Annotated in this window: 21 protein-coding genes; 11 read left to right on the forward strand and 10 right to left on the reverse strand. The window is 56.1% G+C overall.

All coding sequences use genetic code 11. The features are described from left to right. Positions 1–277 precede the first annotated feature (277 nt). Positions 278–2,212, forward strand: coding sequence for a ParB/RepB/Spo0J family partition protein (locus FGF54_RS21830; protein ID WP_142781101.1), 1,935 nt, complete (start codon positions 278–280; stop codon positions 2,210–2,212). A gap of 261 nt (positions 2,213–2,473) precedes the next feature. Then, on the forward strand, positions 2,474–3,901 hold the full coding sequence (locus tag FGF54_RS21835) for a hypothetical protein (protein ID WP_142781103.1): 1,428 nt from the start codon (positions 2,474–2,476) through the stop codon (positions 3,899–3,901). A gap of 366 nt (positions 3,902–4,267) precedes the next feature. Here FGF54_RS21835 and FGF54_RS21840 read toward each other — a convergent pair whose 3' ends face one another. Next, entirely contained in the window at positions 4,268–5,542 is a 1,275-nt protein-coding gene (locus FGF54_RS21840; RefSeq protein WP_210247444.1) for a hypothetical protein, read from the reverse strand. Positions 5,543–5,737: 195 nt separating this feature from the next. Between FGF54_RS21840 and FGF54_RS21845 the strand changes: the two genes are divergently transcribed. The 6 genes from FGF54_RS21845 (at position 5,738) to FGF54_RS21870 (ending at position 10,398) form a co-directional block, all read left to right on the forward strand. Beyond that, on the forward strand, positions 5,738–6,019 hold the full coding sequence (locus FGF54_RS21845) for a hypothetical protein (RefSeq protein WP_142781105.1): 282 nt from the start codon (positions 5,738–5,740) through the stop codon (positions 6,017–6,019). A 2-nt stretch (positions 6,020–6,021) separates the two neighbouring features. Next, complete coding sequence (locus tag FGF54_RS21850) at positions 6,022–6,918, forward strand: TIR domain-containing protein (RefSeq protein WP_142781106.1); 897 nt, start codon at positions 6,022–6,024, stop codon at positions 6,916–6,918. Positions 6,919–6,929: 11 nt separating this feature from the next. Continuing rightward, entirely contained in the window at positions 6,930–7,499 is a 570-nt protein-coding gene (locus FGF54_RS21855; protein ID WP_142781107.1) for a hypothetical protein, read from the forward strand. Between the two features lie 307 nt (positions 7,500–7,806). Then, complete coding sequence (locus FGF54_RS21860) at positions 7,807–8,667, forward strand: hypothetical protein (protein ID WP_142781108.1); 861 nt, start codon at positions 7,807–7,809, stop codon at positions 8,665–8,667. Continuing rightward, a complete protein-coding gene (locus FGF54_RS21865) occupies positions 8,664–9,182 on the forward strand; it encodes a hypothetical protein (RefSeq protein WP_142781109.1) in 519 nt (172 codons plus the stop codon). The genes FGF54_RS21860 and FGF54_RS21865 overlap by 4 nt, the downstream gene beginning before the upstream one ends. 10 nt (positions 9,183–9,192) lie before the next feature. Then, positions 9,193–10,398, forward strand: a complete 1,206-nt coding sequence (locus FGF54_RS21870; protein WP_210247445.1) for a DUF5677 domain-containing protein — start codon at positions 9,193–9,195, stop codon at positions 10,396–10,398. On the opposite strand, the gene FGF54_RS21875 is transcribed toward FGF54_RS21870, so the two are convergent. The 9 genes from FGF54_RS21875 to FGF54_RS21925 form a co-directional block, all read right to left on the reverse strand. Continuing rightward, complete coding sequence (locus FGF54_RS21875) at positions 10,376–11,017, reverse strand: hypothetical protein (protein WP_142781110.1); 642 nt, start codon at positions 11,015–11,017, stop codon at positions 10,376–10,378. The genes FGF54_RS21870 and FGF54_RS21875 overlap by 23 nt on opposite strands. Before the next feature lie 147 nt (positions 11,018–11,164). After that, entirely contained in the window at positions 11,165–11,611 is a 447-nt protein-coding gene (locus FGF54_RS27365) for a hypothetical protein (protein ID WP_168208212.1), read from the reverse strand. 367 nt (positions 11,612–11,978) lie between these two features. Then, positions 11,979–12,491, reverse strand: coding sequence for a YcxB family protein (locus tag FGF54_RS21895; protein ID WP_142781113.1), 513 nt, complete (start codon positions 12,489–12,491; stop codon positions 11,979–11,981). Positions 12,492–12,806: 315 nt separating this feature from the next. Then, positions 12,807–13,439: a DUF1345 domain-containing protein gene (locus FGF54_RS21900; RefSeq protein WP_142781114.1), complete on the reverse strand. Its 633-nt coding sequence runs from the start codon at positions 13,437–13,439 to the stop codon at positions 12,807–12,809. A gap of 66 nt (positions 13,440–13,505) precedes the next feature. Next, the gene (gene grpE / locus FGF54_RS21905; RefSeq protein WP_142781115.1) at positions 13,506–14,132 is read right to left on the reverse strand and encodes a nucleotide exchange factor GrpE; all 627 of its coding nucleotides are present in this window, start codon (positions 14,130–14,132) and stop codon (positions 13,506–13,508) included. 72 nt (positions 14,133–14,204) lie between these two features. Next, positions 14,205–14,771, reverse strand: coding sequence for an HdeD family acid-resistance protein (locus FGF54_RS21910; RefSeq protein WP_142781116.1), 567 nt, complete (start codon positions 14,769–14,771; stop codon positions 14,205–14,207). A 254-nt stretch (positions 14,772–15,025) separates the two neighbouring features. After that, entirely contained in the window at positions 15,026–15,991 is a 966-nt protein-coding gene (locus FGF54_RS21915) for a cation diffusion facilitator family transporter (RefSeq protein WP_142781609.1), read from the reverse strand. A 97-nt stretch (positions 15,992–16,088) separates the two neighbouring features. Further along, complete coding sequence (locus FGF54_RS21920; RefSeq protein ID WP_142781117.1) at positions 16,089–16,463, reverse strand: AtpZ/AtpI family protein; 375 nt, start codon at positions 16,461–16,463, stop codon at positions 16,089–16,091. Between the two features lie 57 nt (positions 16,464–16,520). Further along, positions 16,521–16,715 carry a hypothetical protein gene (locus tag FGF54_RS21925; protein ID WP_142781118.1) on the reverse strand — a complete coding sequence of 65 codons (195 nt, stop codon included), beginning with the start codon at positions 16,713–16,715 and terminating at the stop codon, positions 16,521–16,523. A 498-nt stretch (positions 16,716–17,213) separates the two neighbouring features. Between FGF54_RS21925 and dnaK the strand changes: the two genes are divergently transcribed. The 3 genes from dnaK to FGF54_RS21940 all read left to right on the forward strand — a co-directional run bounded on the left by dnaK (position 17,214) and on the right by FGF54_RS21940 (position 20,625). Then, positions 17,214–19,259 (forward strand): molecular chaperone DnaK, encoded by a 2,046-nt coding sequence (gene dnaK / locus FGF54_RS21930; RefSeq protein ID WP_142781119.1) that lies wholly within the window; start codon positions 17,214–17,216, stop codon positions 19,257–19,259. Between the two features lie 164 nt (positions 19,260–19,423). After that, the gene (locus FGF54_RS21935) at positions 19,424–20,326 is read left to right on the forward strand and encodes a DnaJ C-terminal domain-containing protein (RefSeq protein WP_142781120.1); all 903 of its coding nucleotides are present in this window, start codon (positions 19,424–19,426) and stop codon (positions 20,324–20,326) included. Then, positions 20,323–20,625, forward strand: coding sequence for a chaperone modulator CbpM (locus tag FGF54_RS21940; protein WP_206696229.1), 303 nt, complete (start codon positions 20,323–20,325; stop codon positions 20,623–20,625). Before FGF54_RS21935 ends, FGF54_RS21940 begins: the two co-directional genes overlap by 4 nt. Positions 20,626–20,679 lie beyond the last annotated feature (54 nt).

The raw sequence follows: 20,679 nt of genomic DNA on the forward strand, positions 1-20,679 counted from the left end.
CAGCTACTTTTTCCCTGAGGTAGCTGGTTCCTTTATTCTGCAAGGACGCGGTCCCCGCGGCATGTTTGCCTGATGGGGAGCCGAGGGGCGTCGCCCCTTTTCTTCCCCAAACAGGGCTTCCGCCCAGCTTCCTCCTCTTCGCGTGCGCTCCGTTCCGTGCAGCCGGTTCCCCGCGAAGCCTGTTGTCCCCTTCCAACCCCACCGCTCGCGCGGCCCCGGGAAGCAGAACGCGGTTCTGCTCCGTGTTCGATTTGAACAATCAAGGAAGGACTAAACCATGGACACTATCGCCATGACGAATGAAGCCGCCGCTGCCGAAGCTCTCATCAACATCCGTGCGAGCATTGAACACATCCCGCTGTCTCGGCTGGTGCCGGGCAAAGCCAACGTGCGGCGCGTCAATGCCGCCGTCGGCGTGTCGGAGCTGGCCGACAGCATCGAGGCTCACGGGCTTCTCCAGAACCTGACCGTCTGCAAGGGCAAGAAAGGGAAATACGAGGTGGTGGCAGGCTCGCGCCGTCTTGCGGCCCTGCGTCTGCTGGCGAAGGAGGGGCGCTTTGCGGAGGACGTCGCCATCCCCTGCAATGTGCGGGAAGCGGGAAGCGACACCGAACTCTCGCTGGCCGAGAACGTGCAGCGGGAGGCCATGCATGTCGTCGACGAAATCCTCGCCTACCGCCAGTTGGCCGAAAACGGCATGGCACCCGACACCATCGCGGCCCGGTTCGGCCAATCGGTCATCACCGTGCGCCAGCGGCTCAAGCTCGCCCATCTGTCGCCCAAGCTTCTGGACGTGATGCGTGAGGACGGCCTGACCGTTGAGCAGGCCCGTGCGCTGGCCTTGAGCGACAGCCATGAGGAGCAGGAAGGGGTCTGGTTCGGGTTACAGGACTGGAACCGCGAACCGCGCAACATCCGCGCCATGCTGACCCGTGAGCATATGCGCAGCACCGACCGGCTGGTGCGGTTCGTGGGGCTGGACGCGTATGAAGCTGCCGGTGGAGCTGTCCTCCGTGACCTGTTCGCCGAGGACAGCGGAACATTCCTCACTGACCGGGCCTTGCTGACCCGGCTTGTAACAGATGCCTTGGAACAGGCCGCAGAGCCGTTGCGGGCCGAAGGCTGGAAATGGGTGGAGGCGATGGTGGATACATCCGCGCTGTTCAGCAGCGGCCATGGCCGGATTTACTCGCAGGAGCGCCCGCTGACCGAGGCCGAGCAGGCCGAACTGTCTGCCCTTGGGGAGAGCTTCGATGAAGTGCAGGCACAGGTGGAGGCCTGCGCGGAGGAAGACCCGGTTATTGAGGAGGGTGAGGCGCTGTTGGCGGGGCTTGAGGAGCGCATGGCAACCATCCGGAACGCGGCCAAAACCTACGACCCGCGTGAAATGGCGCTGGCCGGATGCGTTGTGAGCGTCGACCATGGCGGCGGTTTGCACATCGCCCGAGGCTACGTGAAAGCCGAAGACAGGGAGGCGCTGGAGCAAGTGCGGCGTGGCGATAGCCAAGAGGAACCGGATGACGGGGCAGGGGAGGAAGCCGCTGCCGCGCCGGATGCCGGTTATTCCGCTGCGCTGGTGGAAGAGCTGACTGCCATCCGCACGGCAGCGATGCGGGTCGAACTTGCCAACCGCCCGGCTGTCGCCCTTGCCGCCCTGTTGCACCCGCTGGTGTCCCGCATCTTCCACGATGCCTACCTGTCCTGCGGCACGGGGTTCGCGGTAGAGGTGAGCGGTCAACGCCGTAACCTTGCCGTCTCCATCAAGGAGCCGGGCGAAGCCCGCGCGCTGATGGCATGGGACGCGATGAAGGAAGCGTGGGGCGAGCAGCTTCCCGGCCAGTCCGCTGACCTGTGGGCGTGGCTGCTGGAGCAGCCAATGGAGCGGCTGGTGGACTTGCTGGCCTTCGTCACGGCTGCCAACCTGAATGCGGCGGAGACGAAACACGACCATGGCGGCGGCCGTCTTGCGGATGCCTCCCGGATTGCGGAGGCGGTGGACCTCGACATGCACCAGCATTGGGAGCCGCGAGCCGTATTCCTGTCGCGCTTGTCGAAGGCGCAGATAGCCGAGGTACTGGCCGAGGCCGGTTGCAAGCCGCAGGCTATTCGGGCCATCGAAAAAGCCCCGAAAGCCGAGACCGTTGCCGAAGCGGAAAAGCTCCTGCAGGGAACCGGCTGGCTTCCTGTCCAGTTGCAGGTTTCTGCCGCGTGACCGCACAGCGATAAGACCGTTATCAAAGCCCGGACTTCACCGTCCGGGCTTTTTGCGTTCAGTGCTGCCTGCTACGGCCGGGATCGACCCGGACAGAGCAGGGCGAGGGGAGCCCCAAAGCCCCTCCTCTCGCGCTCTCCTCCCGCCCGATGGCAATCGCGGTCCCGACGTGCCGTAGTTGGGTGTCAGGGAGGCGAAAAAACGTACAAAAGCTCCTATAAGTGGTAAAAACAAGGGGTTCTCGAATTAGCACGGTGAATAATGATTTCGCAGAAGGACGTAATTAGAGCTATCGATGCCGCTGATGTGGACTTTTCGTGGTGTTGGGAATGCTTTTGGAAATTGCGGCGCGGCGAGATAGAGCCACGTTTTTTGGTAGATTTTCAAACCCGGCTTACCAAGGCCTTTGTGAATTTGGATGGTGCTTACAGAGCCATCAAAGCCGAGAAAAATCGCCTTATAGAGCGGAAAGGCCGTTATCGGCCTATCTGGTTCAGTGCCCGGATGAACAAGCTTGACCTCTATCTCACAGCTGTCAAGGAGGCGCTTGGGATAGGACGCAGCCTCGGCGATGGATTTGCTTGGATATTTTATAGGAATGAAGGTGCGTTGCTTGAAGCCCACGCCCGGGAGCAACGTCAGCTTTTGTTGCCGCCAAATGTTGGCGGCGTCGGCGAACGAGCTTTCCTCGAGAACATGCAGGGTTTTGGTGGTATGTTTGTTTTATACCATGCGATTACCTCGTTCCTGCGGCTTGGCGACGTCAGCTTTTATGATCCTCGCGTTGGCCGGATTACGACAATAGGCGAACTTAAAACGCGTCACGTCGAGGGCAATACGTACAATATAACTTTGGGCTTTGTAGCTGAGATCGGGAACAATCCCCTCTTTGAGCAAGCGGAACAGGCTTCAACGCCAGACAAATCCCATTCTGTTCACCCCGACATACTCGAAGCAGTCGTCGAGCGAAAACTAAAGCAGCAGATGGATCAGATCATTGAAGCTATCGAGAAACAGAAAAAAAGCGAGCAGGATGTAAAGCTCGACACACCAGGAAATATCCATTTCAGAGTTCTGGAGGATGTTGTTCAGCGAAGCCACCGGAAGGTCTTTGAATTTAAAAAGGCCGGAGCGGGACTGCTGCTCGGGGCATGGCGGCCCCCGCGCGTTGAGAGCCTCGGTCAAAGGATTCTGAGGAAGAGTGGGAACGTCGAGAGGTCTGTACAGCCAGCGCAGCAGGCGGTTCAGGAGATACTCGATCCGAACCTTTCGGATAATTGCCTGTTCATAAGCGAGGTTGGTAACCATGAAAGTGGCTTTCCCGTTACAGCGCTTGGCGCTGTCCCTCTGGTGTGGTGGCACCTTGAGGAAAACGCTTTATACGATGTACTGTTTGGTCACGTGCTCGTGCTCAGCCTTTTTAATCCCGCTCAGTTATGGGCTTTGCTTCGCGGGCGCGGATTTATCATTGAGACAAACAACCGTTCGCAAGTCACGAGCATGTACCGGAAAGCTGGCGATAGAAGGTTTGAAATAGGCAACTTCCATCATTTTGAACATTTGGTTCAGCACGCGCTTATGGACGAAAACGCTGTTGTAAATATGATAGAGGCGACGACCGAGCGAGCAAGTCTTGCCGCAGGAGATGGGTCACTCAGGGCAAATATCCGACCACGAATCAAAGTTTGAAGAGGTGATGACGCACTTAACGCCGCTAAACTCGTGCTCAGGAGCGACTTTATCGGGAAAAGGCTGTAAAATGCCGGTTCGCATTTAACCGTCCGTGAGCGGGGGTATTTTTCGTGTCAACCATTTCCGATGAAGGATACGGTATGACCGAACTTCTTGGCCTTCTCAATATCGTATCTTGGCCCGGCGTTGTTGCCGCCGGGATATATACTCTGTCCAATTGCTATAGGGCGTGGCTTGCATCCCGACGGGTCTCCATGCGGGTAGGTGATATTCATATAGATGCGGTGACCCCGGAAGACGCCCTGCGGATCTTGCAGGCGTGCGAGCGGTTCGCGGAAGAAAGGGCTCACGCGCGTGATAGGCCTATTCCTCGTTATCGCGATAAAGAGGCTGATACCGTTCGGTTGGGGTCTTCCAGGACATAAAAAATTCCAGCGGGTTCTGGCTTCCGAGGAAATGGCGGGCGAGGGTCAGGCGATCAAGGACCTGCTGCCGTTCGGCGTCGGAGAGGTTGGTGGCGTGGTCCTCAACCCCGCGCAGGAACTGCTCGATGCTCTTTATCTCTGCCCATTGCTGGATGACCTGTCCCAGATGGGCGCGGCTGTCCTTGACGGATTGCTGGATACGGCGCTGGTCTTCCTCCCGGCGGCGCCGTTCCTCGGCGGCCTCCCATTCGCGGCGGGCGATTTCTGCCTTCCGGTCAGCTTCCTCCAGTTGGGCGACGAGGTCAACGGCCGCAGACTCCAAGGCTTTGACGATGGTGCGGAGGGATTTATCGAGTGGCGCCGATTTTGTTTCTTGCCAGTCGGTCGTCCAGGTGACGCGCGGGTAGGGGGAATAAGCCACCAGCCGCAGGCGTCCGGACGGGTTTTCCCGGGTGGTCGTCCACGTATGGTCCGCAAACCGCCGCGAGGCTTTTGGAGGGACGTAGTCGGCATCAGGGATGTAGCGTCCGTTGCCGATGTAGCGCATCAGCGTCTGTTCGGACATTTCCACGATCGCGAGGCCGATGGCGACGGTCCCTACATAGACAAGGGTCGGGCGGTCCGGTGACCAGAGGCTAGTGTAGTAGTTGTTGCGCTGGCCGCGGCGCTCTTCCCGCTCGTCAACGCTGCCGCGATAGAACCCTTGTCCTGACGGGGCCGTGACTACGCGGTGACCTGCCGATTGAAGGGCAATGTAGAGGTCGTTCGCGAATGCAAGGGCTTTGTCGAGACACGTTTTCGATGCGGTGACGTCGAGCAGGAGCCGCTTGTAGGGTTTGAGATAGGCGCCTTCGTCGACGGGGCGGCCGGTCTCGAAATGTTGCCGCGCGCCACGGACCAATGGATGAATATTATCTGCCGGAGCCGGGGTTCCGGTAGGACGTCGGCGCCGGATTTGGACCCGAGGCTGTGGTGGCGCATGAAGCTTGCCGTCCTTTGACCAATGAAGCTGATCGCCCGGTTGAGCCTCGGGTAAGGGTTCGCGGGCAGGGGCCCTGCCGACGGCCAATTTTGCCCAGTAGCCCCGTTCGGGACGCGGCACATTGAGGACGGTGCAGACGCGGGCCATGTAGCTGCTGGAAACGTCGAAACCCTTGGCGACCTCCGTCATGGGTTTGGTCCAGACCAGTTCGTACAACTCTTCTCGGGTCATTGGTCCTCCTTTCATTCCAGCAATATTTAGCGATGGATGCGCTTTAGCCGAGTGTTGTTGCAGAAATCTCCGCGTCAACGGGGGTAGGCCGTACAAACTCGGATAATTTCGTGGGAAGTGCTTCATCCAAAGGCGAAGAGAAGTGCAATTGCCATTACAAGTGGTATTCTGCCTCGTAGTTTGAAGGAGCGAATCGTGAAGATCACCGGATTTGATAAGCTGAATCGTCAGCTTGAGGATGCTCAAAAAGCCATTTCCGAACTGGATGGCGAATTGGGATCTGTGACGTTCACGCCGGATGATCCGGCAAGTATCGAGAACGCTATCCAGCAGGTAGAATCCATCATTGACGAACGGGTGGGGCGGTATGCGTCCAATCCGTTTGTGGCTCCGCTGATCGAGGGGCTGAAGGAGCAGTACCGTGAGGGAATTATCGAAAGGGCTGCGGCCGCCCGTCTTGAGGAAGGTGAAGAATAACTATGGATGGCGTTAGTCTCTTTACCCAAATCAACAACGCGGTGTTGGATCTCCAGAGTGCCCAGTACCAGACCTTTCAAAAGCCGGTGAAGACGCTGGCTCGATTGTTGCGCCACGACGACCTCGCTGCTGCAAACGCAAAGCTCACGAGCGGTCTGGATTTAGAAGCCTTTCTGGCGAGGCAGGATTCCGACCGTGGGATGGGGGGAGGGACGATTGACTGGCCGGAAGACCCCGACGAGGCATTAGGGCTGACACTTCTGCTGATTTTTAAGTTTGCGGACGACACCGGATTTATGGAGCAGTTCGGTTATACCTACTACGGCTCCGGCTCCAAGATTATGTCGGCCATTAACGGAATCACCGGACAACTGATCATTCCGTTCGCGCGGGATTACAAAACCTACGTCACCACTTCCGGCCAAACCAAGCCAAGGCTTGTTCTTCCGGCCTCCAACAAAATCTTCATTGTTCATGGGCACGACGAGGGTGCCCTGAACGGGTTGGCCCGGTTCTTGGAGAAGCTGAAGCTGGAGGTGATCATTCTCAAAGAGCAGCCCAATCAAGGGCGGACCATTATCGAGAAGTACGAAGCCAGTGCCGCCGAAGTTGGATTTGCCGTGGTGCTCCTTACGCCTGACGATGTCGGATCGGCGGTATCGGCAGAGGGGCAGAACCAACGTGCACGGCAGAACGTCATTTTTGAGCTTGGCTATTTCGCCGGGAAGCTCGGGCGTGGGCGTGTCTGCCTATTGCGGAAGGGAAACGTCGAAATCCCCTCCGACTTGTTCGGCATCGTCTACACGGACATGGACCCCGGTGAAGGCTGGAAACAAGCGCTGGTGAAGGAGCTGAAGGCCGCCAAGATCGAATTCGATGCAAACCGAATGTGGGAATAATGGTGAAGCCCATGAGCGAAAAACCGACAACGGTAAATGTAACGGCACCGATGAGTATCACCGACATTCTCACGGCTGTCGAAAAGCTGATGGGTATGCTCGAAAGAACAATTGGATATGTCCGCGCAACGGACAACGCCGTCCAGCGTTACAAGGGTCGCAAGGTTGCTGATGCTCTGGATGTCCTTGCCTTTAAGAGCGATGGTTCCCGCAAGCATCTCGAAGCGATTGCTGCCGGGAACGGCAAGCTGAAGGATTTTGAAGGCATAGCAACACGAATGAACCAGACCGGTGAGGACGTGGAGGAAGCGCTTGAGCTTCTTGATAAAAGCCGAAAATTCATTCGACGGCGCTATGGCATGGAACTGGCAAATCGCCTGGATGGCATGATGTATGCTGGGGGCGGAAAAGCCTCAATCAGACTGGATTTATACAGGCTGGCGCGTATGGAAGATGAGTTCTACTCACCTGAGGATGTGGCGAACGAGGCCCGTCTGATTCTAAAGAACATAAGCGCGCTAAATAAAGGGTTGGAGCAGGCTCACGATATTCTTATCGAACTGCAAAAACACGAGGAATGAGAAAGTTCGTGAATGCGAGATCTTGTCGCCGCCATTCCCCCGATGAAACGTCGGGTGGCGTCATTAATCCTAGTTGGTAGTCTCGACGGAAATAGTCAGTCTGGTGAATTGAAAACCGTCAGGCTTTGGCAGGATTGACCGAATCTCTGCCGAATACTATATTTGGTACATGGGAACACTTTTTGACACTATAGCTGCGAATTCTTTGATGGGAGGGCTGCCGCGTTCCCCTGGTGTGAATGCCTTGTGGGGGTTGTCGCCTGCGGTGAATACACCCACGCAGTGGAGGTTCGTCACACGGCGTTTCGTGCAGTTCATCGACAATCTCGCCATCACGGACGCGCAACTTCAGGACGGTACGACGAAGCAGGCCGGAGTGCGGGATTGTTTGAACCGGTACTTCTGGGACTATTCGTCGGAGACCGCCAACAGCCTCTTGATCGGCTCATGGGGAAAGCAGACCCGTGTGCGGCCATCACGGGATGTCGATATGATTTTCCTCCTCCCGCCGGCCGTATTCCATCGCTTCCAGATGCGTGCCGGCAACCGCCAGTCCCAGCTTCTGCAAGAGGTGAAGAACGCACTGGCGTTAACCTATTCCCAAACCACCATGCGCGCTGATGGCCAAGTGGTGGTCGTGCCCTTTGTTACGACGCCCATCGAGGTTTCTCCCGGGTTCCTCTGCGATGACGGCTCGATCATTGTCTGTGACGCAAACGATGGTGGTCGTTACATGACTTCCACGGCACGCGCGGAAGCAACTGCGTTGGCGGAGGCGGATGCCCGCACGAATGGAAACGCCCGTCGCCTTGCACGCATGTTCAAGCAGTGGCAGCGTCATTGCAATGTTCCGCTTAAATCCTTCCAGATTGAACGGCTGGCGGCGGAGTTTTTGGCGAACTACCAGTATGCTGCGGAGACGTACTTCTTCTATGATGTTATGGTGCGAGACTTTTTGTTTTACCTCGTCAGCCGGTCTAACACCTACCTCACCATGCCCGGTACGGGCGAATTGATTTGGCTTGGCAGCGAGTGGCTGACCCGTGCCGAGACGGCGTGCCGAAATGCCTTGGCTGCCTGTAAAGCCGAGCTGGAAAACAGCAATATTCTGGCGGGCCTTTATTGGCAGGATATTTTTGGCGCGCAAATTCCGAGTGATGCGTCATGAGTGATCCGCGTACCCAGAGGCTCATTGATGAATGCCATCGACAGGAAGAAAACTGCCGATACACAGCGGTGTCGTTCACGCTCTGGCTGAGGTGGCTCAAGCGTTTCCGCCTTTTCTGTGAGGTGGCTCCGATTGTGTTCGGTGCCTTGGCAACATGGAAAATCGTATCCCAGACATCTCCGACCTGGGCTGCCGTCTTCACGTTGCTCGCAACGGTCATCCCACCCGTCTACAAGGCATCCAAGACGGATCGTGCGATTGACGACTATACTGCGGCTACTGGAGAGTTCACCAATCTACGGGACCGTTTCCGTCAGGCCGCGACCATTTCTTCTCATGAGGATTTTGCCCAGTTCGAAGCCAAGGTGAAACCGCTCCTTGATCGGCTTGAAAAAGTACGAACCCGCGCGCTGACGCCGCCGGAGTGGTTGTTTAAGTTGTCGCAACGCAAGGTCCAGAGCGGCGACTACACCCACGACTACGATCTCGCCAAGCAGGCTGCGGATCAGGGCTAGGTTTTCGAAAATGACAGGTCAAGGCGAATACGATCTTCAAGCCATCGTAGACGATGGCAACCTTGGCACGGAGCCTTCGGAATCCTACCGGGAGAGTTTAGATGCTCTCGATAATGTCGTGCGGGAGTGCATGCATGTCTCGAAGGGCTACGCAGGAATTCCGGCACCAACGGGGCGTCATTTTTATGCCTCCGTTCTTTTTACCGTTCTCATAACGCGTGGTGTCAGTCTTCTGACCTTGGCACCCCACACGCCTTGGGCAGAGAAGAGGATTGAGCATTGGGATTATGCGTCCCTTGCGGGACTTGCCCGTACGATGATTGAGCTAAGAGTCGCCTTTTACTATCTCTGTGCGGAAAAATGCTCTGAAGACGAATGGAATTGCCGATGGAATCTGTTCAACCTGCATGACTGTGTGAGCCGGATCAGGATGTTTGAGGCGCTGGGCGACACAGAGCAGGTGGAAGGGTTCAAGGTCCAGGCCGACGAGTTGCGCGGTCGTCTCACGTCAAATCCGTTTTTTAATACGCTGGATGCCAAGAGGCATAAAAAGCTGTTGCATGGTCAAACCGCCTATCTCTTCTCACTGGAGGAAATTGCGGAGAGGGCCGGCATTGCTGTCAACCATTTCCGATGGCTTTATGTCCTTTTCTCCAGTCATGTCCATGGTCTGCCAATGTCGTTCTATCGACTTGGCGGCGATAATTCCGAACGTGGACGCGGGCTTCCCAGTCCGGTTGAGGATGGCTATTCGTCGTTATGTTTGTCATTGGCCGTGACTCTCCTCGTTCGCACGCGTGACGAGCTTCACCAACTCTTTGAGGGGCTCCGGCAGCCAGTCGAAGAGAGTAACGTGAGCGAAGTGACCGAACAGCAGGTCCAGGACGGCCTTCAGGTTGGCCAAAGCGCATCATTCGATGCCACCGAAGATATTCAAATGGTCTTCACACGAACGGCAGCGGATGCCTTTGACGTTATCTATATCTACCGTCCAACTGGCGAAACCATTCTTGAGCGTTCAGATTCTGAGGAAAATGGGGCGGAACTTAAATGGTTTGAGCCAGTATTCTGGAGAGTTTCGCTGAATGGCGAACCTGTGACGGAGTGGGCGCTGGCTAAGGCCATGGAAGGGCCGCATGCCTTCAGAGTGGATCATGTTGAGCACGCAATCACGTTTAAAACGGACACAGCCACTATGGATGCTCTTGGGACGTGATCAGCACGGAAAAGTCCGTGATTTCCCTTAAATCGGGAAACTCTTTATTTCGATGGCTCCCCCAGTGATCGAGGCAGTTCCAATAAAGCATATAAAGATACTGGTGATAGGTGCTGTAAAATCTCGAAAGGCTCATAGTTGAACGCTCATGTTTGACATGGCCGCTTAGTTTGTTCCTGAACTTTCGGAATTCTTGGGCAAATTCAGCGGGAACAGATTCAGCGTATGCGCTGATGTGGTTTTCCCATGAGGGCGCGGTTCCATTAAGAAGCGCAGACCGCTTACCCTGCAAGATGCGGTTCGCATGTCCCATAATGTAGCGCTCCGCGATGTGTGCATCAATTTGTCCGGTGTTTCCTGTTTCCCGAGCCAGGGCGCCGACTAGAAATTCGTAGAGGTGATGGATAAAGCGCGTATAGGCGTTATAGGTTTTGTAAGCGAGAAAACGGCTCTCGCCTGCGATAGACGTCGTGTTTCCTGTTTCTTCTGCTTGCTTCTTCAGAATCATTGTAGTTGCGAAAGACTCAAACTCCTTGAAGGCCTCCTCGCAGCGCAGAAATTCATGCTTGAGAGCCGTGCAATGTGCGCTATCGATGCTATCCCCAATCTGAAACTTCATCACGTACCTTGTTATTTGCTAGAAAGCTGCAGGCTAGAATACTTGCTCCAGCGGGAAGATGTGTGTTTAACACGGATTTTAACACAAAATAATTTCAATTAGAATTAGTTAAGTAATTACAATGGGATGCGAGTGTAGCCGTCAGGCTCATAACCTGAAGGCCGCAGGTTCAAATCCTGCCCCCGCAACCAACGAAACTTGAATATTTGACCATTCAAGTCGTTTAACAGAAAGCTCCTCCGCGTAAGCGTCGAGGAGCTTTTTTTGTTTCTGCGCAGTGTCGATCTCGCCGGCGCGAATCTTCTCCAGATAGTCGTGCTGCTTCAGTGCCTCGAACTGCTTCTCCAGGATTGTTGCTGCTTCCATCGCAGCGAGGATACTGGCGATCCGGCCATGGACTTCGAGGGATGCCGGCTGGTGGCCCGGGGTCTTACCGATCACGACCTTCTGCACCAGTGAGCGCGCAATCGGCACCACCTGACGTTTGGCATCGTCGTTTTTGCCACGGCATGTCTGCAGGAAGAAATGATGCATGTGCAGTTCCGTCTGCGCAGGATTGTGACGCTGTTTCAATTCTTCGATCTTTGCCCGCATGTCCGGCTCGGACTGGGTAAAGGTGTCAATCTCCCTTGCCAGGGCGATACGCTGGAACTCGATTTGATCGAGCGTATCGTCGAGCGCAGCCAGGGGAGGGAGGCCCGGCGCGGTCCGAGATCTGCTGGATGATGCTCTTCTGCTTGCGCTCGGCTTTCGGGCGGCGAAGCTTTGATGTCTCCTGCTCGATCACCTTTGCCGACATGGTGTCGAACATCCTCAGGGGCGTGCGTCTCGTGCACGGGCGGCGACGCGCCTTCATTTTAGTCGCTAAACTCTTGCTAAAGAAATTCCTCGTAGAAGTCAGCAGCGATTTTATCGCGAACTTTGGAGTTTGCGATAGGAAAGGCTCGATCTTAGGGGCATTTTACGCGCGTTTGATGTTGGCGGCCACCAATTGCCTGAAGTCTTCGATCTGTGCTGGCGTCAGGACGCGCTTGGGCAGCATGTTGAACACGCGCGCGCCCTGATAGAGGAGGATCACTTTGCTGTCTTCGGTCCATTTGAGATAGTCGTTCCAAGGAACATTCCAGTCGCCCTGCTGTCCCTTGCTCCTAAAGCCTTCCTCAGACCATGTAACCGTGATTGGGTGCTGAAGGGTTTTCTGGTCTGCGTAGGCCTTGCGGGCAAACACGGCAGCGCCGAAAAAATACTGGTAGAGCGGTATTGAGATCACAACCACCACGCAGATGTAGAAGAGCGACATGAAAGGCGCATCGGGGAAACGCAGCGCCAATGTGAAGAGCGAGGCAAGCAGCAAAACAACGAAAATCAGCCAGCAAACGAGCGGCCAGCGTGAGGTTGAATATTTCAGTATGAACAGCTTGTTGGCGGCAACATAGTCGTCGGCGGTCAAAGTGAAGGTGACACTGCGGTTCATATCTCTCATTGTCTCTCTGGTAAGATACCACACCTGTCGCCTAATTCCCAAAACCTGCGACACGTTTTGCTGTTGTATTATGTCCGGTTTGCAGCATCGCGATCAAGCCAGTGAACGTCTTCAATGGGGCGGAAGCAGTCGTAGATGTCGCTCGCGCCCATGGCTTCTACTACATCGCTGGTCTCCCGAAGCGAACAGTCCGCCCCCGGCCCAAATCTGTTGTTCTGTTGAAGGGCGGAAATGGATTCAGTTCTCACCATTTCCGCTCCGACGGTCGCATTCAGGCTGGAATTTACAAGAGCCGTGGCCGCTTATTCATAGGCTTCCCAGCGCGTTGATTGTGAAAGCCAGAACGCCCATGTTGAAAATGAATGCCGCCATGCATTGGAACAGGACGACTTTACGCATGTGCCAACCCGTTACCGTGATATCCGAAGTCTGGAACGTCATGCCCAGTGTGAAGCTGAAATAAAATAGGTCCCAGTATCCAGGGCTCGGAGTATTGGGCACCTTCAGTCCACCGAGATCTTTTCCCTGTTCCTGGGAGTAGAAGAGGTGGATGTAGTGCATTGCAAAGACCGTATTTGCAAAGAGCCATGACAATATCAGCGTCAGAACAATCAGAGCGACATCCGTCCATTCCGGTGTCGTGGGTCTGGCGACCAGCGTTCCGATTGCGATGAGAACGACAAGGCAAAGCAGCACCGTGATCGCGAGCAGTCCTGCGCGGTTTGCATCGTTACGCTTTGCCGCAGCCCGAATTTCTTCAGGGCTGTCGTCAAGCAGTGGAAACGTGCTCACGATGAAAACGCATGTCGCCACATCGAACCCGACAAGGAGAGCGATATTCCACTCGGCATGCAACGCTGTAGCAACGATGACCGAAAGCACAAGGACCGCAGCAAAGACCAGGAAGCGTATCGGAGCTATTCTGTTACCGATTGTCATTTGGTATCCCCGATTCAACCGAACAAAGTTTCGTGGTCTGTTTGTTTCTTTCAAGAGAGGCGGCAATCAACTTTGAGGCTTACGTGGCGGACCACCGCGAGAGACGGCGACCTTTGCGGGACGTAAGGGACGAGCGCCGATGGCGTAGCCCGGTTCGGCCACCATCGTGACCGTGCCGTGCGGGACACTTGGATCTTCCGCCTCGAACATTGCTTCGTGAAAATTCGGATCGAATGCTTTACCCTCAGGGTCGAGCTTGGTGACGCCATGCTTTTCCAGCGAGTGCAACAATTCCTTCCCGGTCAGTTCGACACCTTCAATCAGCGTCTTTACCGGCCCTTCATCGCGGCGCAATTTCTCCGGAATGCTGGTAATCGCACGATCGAGATTGTCTGCTACCCTCGTCATGTCGCGGGCGAACTGGGTGACGGCATATTGCTTTGCATCGCTTACATCGCGCTCTGCCCGGCGGCGCACATTTTCCGTCTCTGCCAACGCACGAAGCAGGCGATCCTGAAGACGCTTGATCTCCTCTTCAAGGATCGTGACTTTTTCTGACAGGGCGACTTCATGTGCGGGCTGACGATCATCGGACACTTCGTTTTGCGCAGTGGTGTCGCCTTCAACGGGGTGAATGGACGTGTCCTTGTCCATTATCTGCTTTTCATGAGGGTGGTTTTTTTCGTTGCTCATCTGAGTATCCTGTCGTCGTTTTTCATTTGGGCCGCCCCGGCGACACCGCGAATGCGGAGCGTGGGGAAAGGGTCAGGTGATCGTGCCGAGCTGGTAGGCGAGGCCGATCAATGCCACGCCCTGGAACATGAGATCGATCGCCAGCAACAGACCGAGCAGCCACGTGCTATTGAATGGCCATCCGATCAGGAACATCAGTCCCGCCAGAATTGTCAGTGTGCCCGATGCGACGACCCATCCCCATCCCTTTTCCGGTTTGGCCCTCAACCCCAGGATCAGGCGAACGATGCCCGATGTCGTGATCAAAAGAGCGACGACCAGAGTGAGGGCAACCGAGCTGAATGCAGGATTGGTGAAGGCGGCTATCCCGGCTGCGGTATAAAGCAGGCCACTGGCGAGCCACAGGAGAAAACCACCCCAGTTCCTGACGCTGAACGCGTGAAAGAATTGCAATACGCCTGCTGCGGACATCAAAGCGCCAACATAAAAAACGGCCGCGATCGTTGCATAGAAAAGGTGGCCAGCCGCGATCGCGCCCAGCGCAATGAACAAAACACCGAGGAGCAAAAACCACCCCCATTTCTTTCGCAAGACGATAGAGTTTTCCGCACGAGTGGGAAACTTGGTTATGGTTGTCATCTCCGCCTCCTTCGTCAGGTCGGGTATCGGCGAGCAAGCGGTTGAACCTGCCAGCGCGAACCGCAACTGGCTGGAAATATCCACGCAATGACTGTGCCAGTTGAATAATTTAATGAAAGCAAAGCCTTGATGGTGGGGCCTCTGCCCTTGCGAAGACATATTGTCGGTTGCAGCCGGACAATATGTCGGCCGCATCGAGACATGGCGAACGCATCGCATACCCGGCGCGCCAGTCTTTTCACCGCAGCTTAAGGTTACTTCACGGGTAGCCTGTAGTTGCCAAATCTCTTCAAACGGGCGTTTTCGAACTCGGCGAGCGTCTGCGGTTTGACGAACAGAGCCACGACCTCTGGATGAGCAGCGCGAACCTTCTTTTCGATCGAGGCCACGCAGGCTTCTATCTGTTCCGTGAACAGTGTCGGATCGAAGTCGATACTGAGAGCAACCATCGCCTGATCGGGGGCGAGTTGCGCCGTCAGGGCGCTGTTTGCATGAACTACTCCGGGCTCTTTCTGGGCTATCCGACAGATTGCCTCGACGAGGGCCGGCGTCGCCCGCTCCCCGATCAGAAGGCTTTTGCTCTCGATCGCAAGCAGGACAGCGGTAATCGCAAGGACAAAACCGATAAGGATGGAAGCGGCTCCATCGAGTACCGGCATGTCGAGTGTTTCGGCTGCGGCGATACCGATTGCGGCAATGATGATGCCGATCAGCGCGGCGGTATCCTCGAACAGCACCATGAATGCTGGCGGATCCTTGCTTTGGCGGAATGCCGCCCAGAATCCGAGATTGCCACGCGCCTTAGCGAAAGCCCGCCAGCCAACCATCCAGGACGCGCTTTCAAAAACAAATGAGAGTGCCAGAACAATGTAGCTGATCCGGGCGTGTTCGACCGGGTGAGGGTCGATCGCATGGTGAATGCCCTGGTAGATTGAAACGCCGGCTCCAAGAGCAAACAGCATCAGAGCGACGATGAAGCTCCAGAAGTAGAGCTCGCGGCCAAATCCAAATGGATGGACGAGATCCGGTCGCCGAACCGCGCGGCGGTAACCGTAAAGAATGAGAGCCTCGTTGCCGCAATCGACAACCGAATGCACGGCTTCACTGAACATCGCCGCACTGCCGGTAATGGCCGCGGCAAACAGCTTTGTTATTGCGACCGCGATGTTGCCGGCCAGTGCAGCGTAAACTGCAACTTTTGAGGAGTGCCGGCCCTGGATTCGCGGATCGGAAATGGATGCGGACACGAAACGAACTCCTATGTTCGATCGAAGAGAGGACAGGCTCTCCGGGGGGTGTCCGGGGCGTCACGTCGGTCTAGGTGCGGTCCGATTGCTTGGGCTTGTTTTCGTTCACCACTCTCATCAGATTGAAGAACCCCGCGATAAAGCCGATGCATAGGCATGTGATCAGGCCCCATGGCGAGGTGGAGAAGACGTAGTCAATCAGCCATCCCAGCACTGCCCCCGCCACGATTGCTCCAACGAAGGCTGATGACAGGCGTAGACCGTACGCCATGGCCGATGCGCTCGTGGCCGATGCCACGAGGGCGTTGGCTTCCAAGGCATGTTCGGCATGATGGTGCCTCGCTGCGTCTATATCGTGATCGAGTCGGCGCCTTTGCTCTTCCAATGAGGGGCTACCCCCGGTCGCTTTTGCGGTAGTCTCACGCAGAGATGGTTCATCGTGCATGTTTTGAACTCTTCTTATCATCCGTGACCATGCGGAAAAATCCGCATTAATCCCATGTTAATCCATGTCGCGAAATGCATGGCCCGCGGCAGCCACACCCTCGACTACGCTGGGTGGCAACAGATCCTGTGCTGAAGTTCCGTCGAAAATCCATTCCTTGGGATCAGCAAAGTCGGGAAGGCTGGCTCCGGAACGGACGTAGAGACCAATGGCCGGCTTTTTCTCGTTGATGTAGAGATCATATTCTTGCATGGGAACCTCCTCGTTGATCTTGGCGATGTGTCGCGGGCAGTCACCTTCACTGTCGCGCAGCCCCAAAGTGCAACAGGCGTGCCAACTGGATAATATTCAATCGAAACAGAGGCATGGCGTTTTCCGTTTCTTGACCCATCGACAATATGTCGGGCCGCCGGAGGACATATTGTCCGTATCGCAAATCGGTGCCAGGACCGGGTTCCCTCAGCGAGCGCCCGGTATTCCTGGCGAACCTTGCTTCCTTTCCGGTGCATAATCGCGCCGATTGAAAGGCGGCTCGCGAGCATCGTCCTAGCATGCGCACTCGCCGCCCTTCACTGCCGACTGTTATCATCCGCCCTTCGACCTTGGACATTTTGTCTGAAATGATCGAGACATCCTGTCCGATTTTGATGCGAAATTGACTGTATATCATTGATATTTATAGGCGTTGGAAACTGGCACGCGTGTTGCTGAGATATTCGGGCAGTACCAACTGGCTGGCGGCATGGCCGTATGTGCACAGGCATAGATAACGCAGATCGGCATCCTGATCTGCGACGTCGACCTGGGGGTGAGTTGGCGGCAAGGCGAGGTGACCTTCGGACGCATGGCCGTGCGGGGGCGAACATCAAAACCGGAAGCAAACAGAGGAGTCATACGGTGAGTAAAGTTATCGGAATAGATCTGGGTACGACCAACTCCTGCGTTGCCGTGATGGACGGCAAGAACACGAAAATCATCGAAAATTCCGAGGGTGCGCGAACGACGCCCTCGATCGTCGCGTTCACAGCCGATGGCGAACGACTGGTGGGTCAGCCGGCTCGCCGGCAGGCCGTGACGAACCCCACGAATACAATTTTCGCCGTCAAGCGTCTGATCGGCCGCCGTTACGACGATCCGACGGTAGAAAAGGACAAGGGCCTCGTTCCTTACGCGATCGTCAAGGCGGGTAACGGCGATGCCTGGGTCGAGGCGGAAGGCAAGACCTACTCGCCATCGCAGATTTCAGCCTTCATTCTTCAGAAGATGAAGGAAACGGCAGAGGCCAATCTCGGCGAGAAGATCACGCAGGCGGTCATTACCGTGCCCGCCTATTTCAACGACGCGCAGCGTCAGGCGACCAAGGATGCAGGCAAGATCGCCGGTCTGGAAGTGCTGCGCATTATCAACGAGCCGACGGCCGCAGCGCTGGCCTACGGACTCGACAAGAAGAAGCAGTCGAAGATCGCGGTCTACGATCTTGGTGGCGGCACGTTCGACGTTTCTATTCTCGACATTGGCGATGGCGTCTTCGAGGTTAAGTCGACAAATGGCGATACCTTCCTCGGTGGCGAGGATTTCGACATGCGCCTCGTCGAATACATCTCGTCCGAATTCAAGAAGGATCAGGGTATCGACCTGAAGACCGACAAGCTTGCCCTGCAGCGCCTCAAGGAGGCGGCGGAAAAAGCGAAGATCGAGCTCTCTACGACGACGCAGACCGAGGTCAATCTTCCCTTCATCACCGCAGACGCCACCGGGCCGAAGCATCTGCAGGTGAAGATTACACGCGCCAAGTTCGAGTCCCTCGTCGAGGATCTCGTCCAGCGAACCATCGAGCCCTGCCTGAGCGCCTTGAAGGACGCAGGGCTGACCGCAAAGGATGTCAGTGAGGTAGTCCTTGTCGGTGGCATGACCAGAATGCCAAAAATCCAGGAAGTGGTCGAAAAGATTTTCGGCAAGGAACCTCATAAGGGCGTCAACCCCGACGAAGTGGTCGCAATCGGCGCTGCGATCCAGGCGGGCGTATTGCAGGGAGACGTCAAGGACGTCCTGCTTCTCGACGTGACGCCTCTGTCTCTCGGACTGGAAACGCTCGGAGGTGTCTTCACCCGCCTTATCGAACGCAATACCACCGTGCCGGCGAAGAAGAGCCAGACCTTCTCCACCGCCGAAGACAATCAGAATGCGGTTACGATTCGTGTCTTCCAGGGTGAGCGTGAACTGGCGGCCGACAACAAACTGCTCGGTCAGTTCGATCTGATGGGCATCCCGCCGGCGCCGCGCGGCACCCCGCAGATCGAAGTTACATTCGACATCGACGCAAACGGCATCGTCAACGTCTCGGCCAAGGACAAGGGAACAGGTAAGGAACAGCGTATCCAGATTCAGGCGTCGGGCGGTCTTTCGGAAGCGGACATTGACCGGATGGTGAAGGATGCTGAAGCCCATGCCGAGGAAGACAAGAAACGAAGAGCCACCATCGAGGCCAAGAATGCTGGCGACGCGCTCGTTCACGAGACCGAAAAGGCGTTGGCCGAACACGGTGCAAAGCTTGGAGATGCCGACCGCAAGTCGATTGAGGACGCCTTGTCCGATCTGCGCGAAGCGTTGACTGGCAATGACGGCGAGGCGATCACGACGAAGGCCAATGCGCTTCAGCAGATGAGCATGAAGCTGGCGGAAGCCGTCTATGCGCAATCGCAGCAGACGGGTTCGAGTTCACAATCTGCAGGGAGCGAGGATGTCGTTGATGCGGATTACACCGAGATCGACGACGAACAGAAGAAGGCCAATTGACAGGAGGCGTGCGGGGCGGCGCAAGCTTCTCCGCACTTTCTCTGGTGTTGCCAGGTTCGCAACGCTTGATCATGACTTGTTCAGTTTCGTGGACAGGAGTTTAAATGCTCCGAAAGGTTTTTGATCGGGAATGGCCCAACTCAAATTTTTAGCCGGAGCAAGATGTGAAAAACCCATATGAGGTGCTCGGTGTCAGCCAATCCGCGTCTGCGGCGGACATCCAGTCCGCGTATCGCAAGCTCGCGAAAAAGCTGCATCCCGACCTGAACCCCGGCGACAAAGCCGCGGAAGAGAAGTTCAAGGAGGTTGCGGGAGCGTACGACCTGCTCAGCGATGCAGAAAAGCGGAAACGCTTTGATGCCGGGGAGATCGACGAGAGTGGAGCAGAGCGCCCGCAACATTCATATTACCGGAACTACGCCCATTCGGATGGCGGTCATCCCTATATGGATACGTCTGGTTTTGCCGACTTCATGGATAACGACGACGCCTTCGCCGAATTGCTCAGACGCGGACAGCGCAGCCGTGCCAACCGGCGAGGCGAGGATCTGCACTATACTCTGGCGATCTCCTTCGTTGAATCGATTATCGGTGCCAGCAAGCGCTTGACACTACCGGGCGGCGGCACATTGGACGTCACCATTCCGGCCGGCCTTGTCGACGGCAAGACCCTTCGCCTCAAGGGCAAGGGAGCGCCGGGGGCAGGCAAAGGCGGTCCCGGCGATGCCCTCATCCAGATAGAGGTTCTGGCGGATCCTCGGTTCCAGCGTGATGGCGACGACATTTCCATCGATTTGCCGATTTCTCTTACAGAAGCCGTTCTTGGCGGCAAGATCCGGGTGCCGACACCGACCGGCGACGTGTCGATGTCAATACCGAAAGGTTCGAACACGGGTACGACGCTGCGCCTGCGCGGCAAAGGTGCACCGAGGCGAGGGGGCGGGCAGGGGGACGAGTTCGTCAGGCTCAGGATTATCCTGCCCAGGCACGTAGACCCGGAGCTCGAGACTTTTGTGTCGAACTGGAGCGCTGGAAAAGACTTCAACCCACGCGAGGACAAGTCATGATTATCACGAAGAAGGAGTTCCTTATTCGCTCGGGTGTGCAGGGGCAGACGCTGGAATTCTGGATCGAGCAGGAATGGGTCAAGCCGGAACAAACGTCCTCGGGACCGGGCTTTTCGGATGCGGATATCGCGCGGGTCCATCTCATCCGCGACCTTACAGAAAATGTGGGGGCGAATGACGCAGGTGTTGATGTTATTCTGCACCTGCTCGATCAGTTACACGGTATGCGCCGCGCTTTCGAACACCTGCAATCGCATTTGAAAAAAAAGGATGCTGAAGACGGCCAGCGCCCCTCTTAGGGAAAGAAAGCTTTAAAAAAGTCCGGCATTGCCGAGATGTTCGATACAAGTGTC

This window comes from Agrobacterium sp. T29, assembly GCF_006970545.1.
Classification (GTDB): Bacteria; Pseudomonadota; Alphaproteobacteria; order Rhizobiales; family Rhizobiaceae; genus Agrobacterium; species Agrobacterium leguminum.

Coding starts and splice junctions, on each gene's coding strand:
- FGF54_RS21830 (WP_142781101.1), top strand. CDS start 278: ATGGACACTATCGCCATGACGAATGAAGCCGCCGCTGCCGAAGCTCTC.
- FGF54_RS21835 (WP_142781103.1), top strand. CDS start 2,474: ATGATTTCGCAGAAGGACGTAATTAGAGCTATCGATGCCGCTGATGTG.
- FGF54_RS21840 (WP_210247444.1), bottom strand. CDS start 5,542: ATGACCCGAGAAGAGTTGTACGAACTGGTCTGGACCAAACCCATGACG.
- FGF54_RS21850 (WP_142781106.1), top strand. CDS start 6,022: ATGGATGGCGTTAGTCTCTTTACCCAAATCAACAACGCGGTGTTGGAT.
- FGF54_RS21855 (WP_142781107.1), top strand. CDS start 6,930: ATGAGCGAAAAACCGACAACGGTAAATGTAACGGCACCGATGAGTATC.
- FGF54_RS21865 (WP_142781109.1), top strand. CDS start 8,664: ATGAGTGATCCGCGTACCCAGAGGCTCATTGATGAATGCCATCGACAG.
- FGF54_RS21870 (WP_210247445.1), top strand. CDS start 9,193: ATGACAGGTCAAGGCGAATACGATCTTCAAGCCATCGTAGACGATGGC.
- FGF54_RS21875 (WP_142781110.1), bottom strand. CDS start 11,017: ATGAAGTTTCAGATTGGGGATAGCATCGATAGCGCACATTGCACGGCT.
- FGF54_RS27365 (WP_168208212.1), bottom strand. CDS start 11,611: ATGCGGGCAAAGATCGAAGAATTGAAACAGCGTCACAATCCTGCGCAG.
- FGF54_RS21895 (WP_142781113.1), bottom strand. CDS start 12,491: ATGAACCGCAGTGTCACCTTCACTTTGACCGCCGACGACTATGTTGCC.
- FGF54_RS21900 (WP_142781114.1), bottom strand. CDS start 13,439: ATGACAATCGGTAACAGAATAGCTCCGATACGCTTCCTGGTCTTTGCT.
- grpE (WP_142781115.1), bottom strand. CDS start 14,132: ATGAGCAACGAAAAAAACCACCCTCATGAAAAGCAGATAATGGACAAG.
- FGF54_RS21910 (WP_142781116.1), bottom strand. CDS start 14,771: ATGACAACCATAACCAAGTTTCCCACTCGTGCGGAAAACTCTATCGTC.
- FGF54_RS21920 (WP_142781117.1), bottom strand. CDS start 16,463: ATGCACGATGAACCATCTCTGCGTGAGACTACCGCAAAAGCGACCGGG.
- FGF54_RS21925 (WP_142781118.1), bottom strand. CDS start 16,715: ATGCAAGAATATGATCTCTACATCAACGAGAAAAAGCCGGCCATTGGT.
- dnaK (WP_142781119.1), top strand. CDS start 17,214: ATGTGCACAGGCATAGATAACGCAGATCGGCATCCTGATCTGCGACGT.
- FGF54_RS21940 (WP_206696229.1), top strand. CDS start 20,323: ATGATTATCACGAAGAAGGAGTTCCTTATTCGCTCGGGTGTGCAGGGG.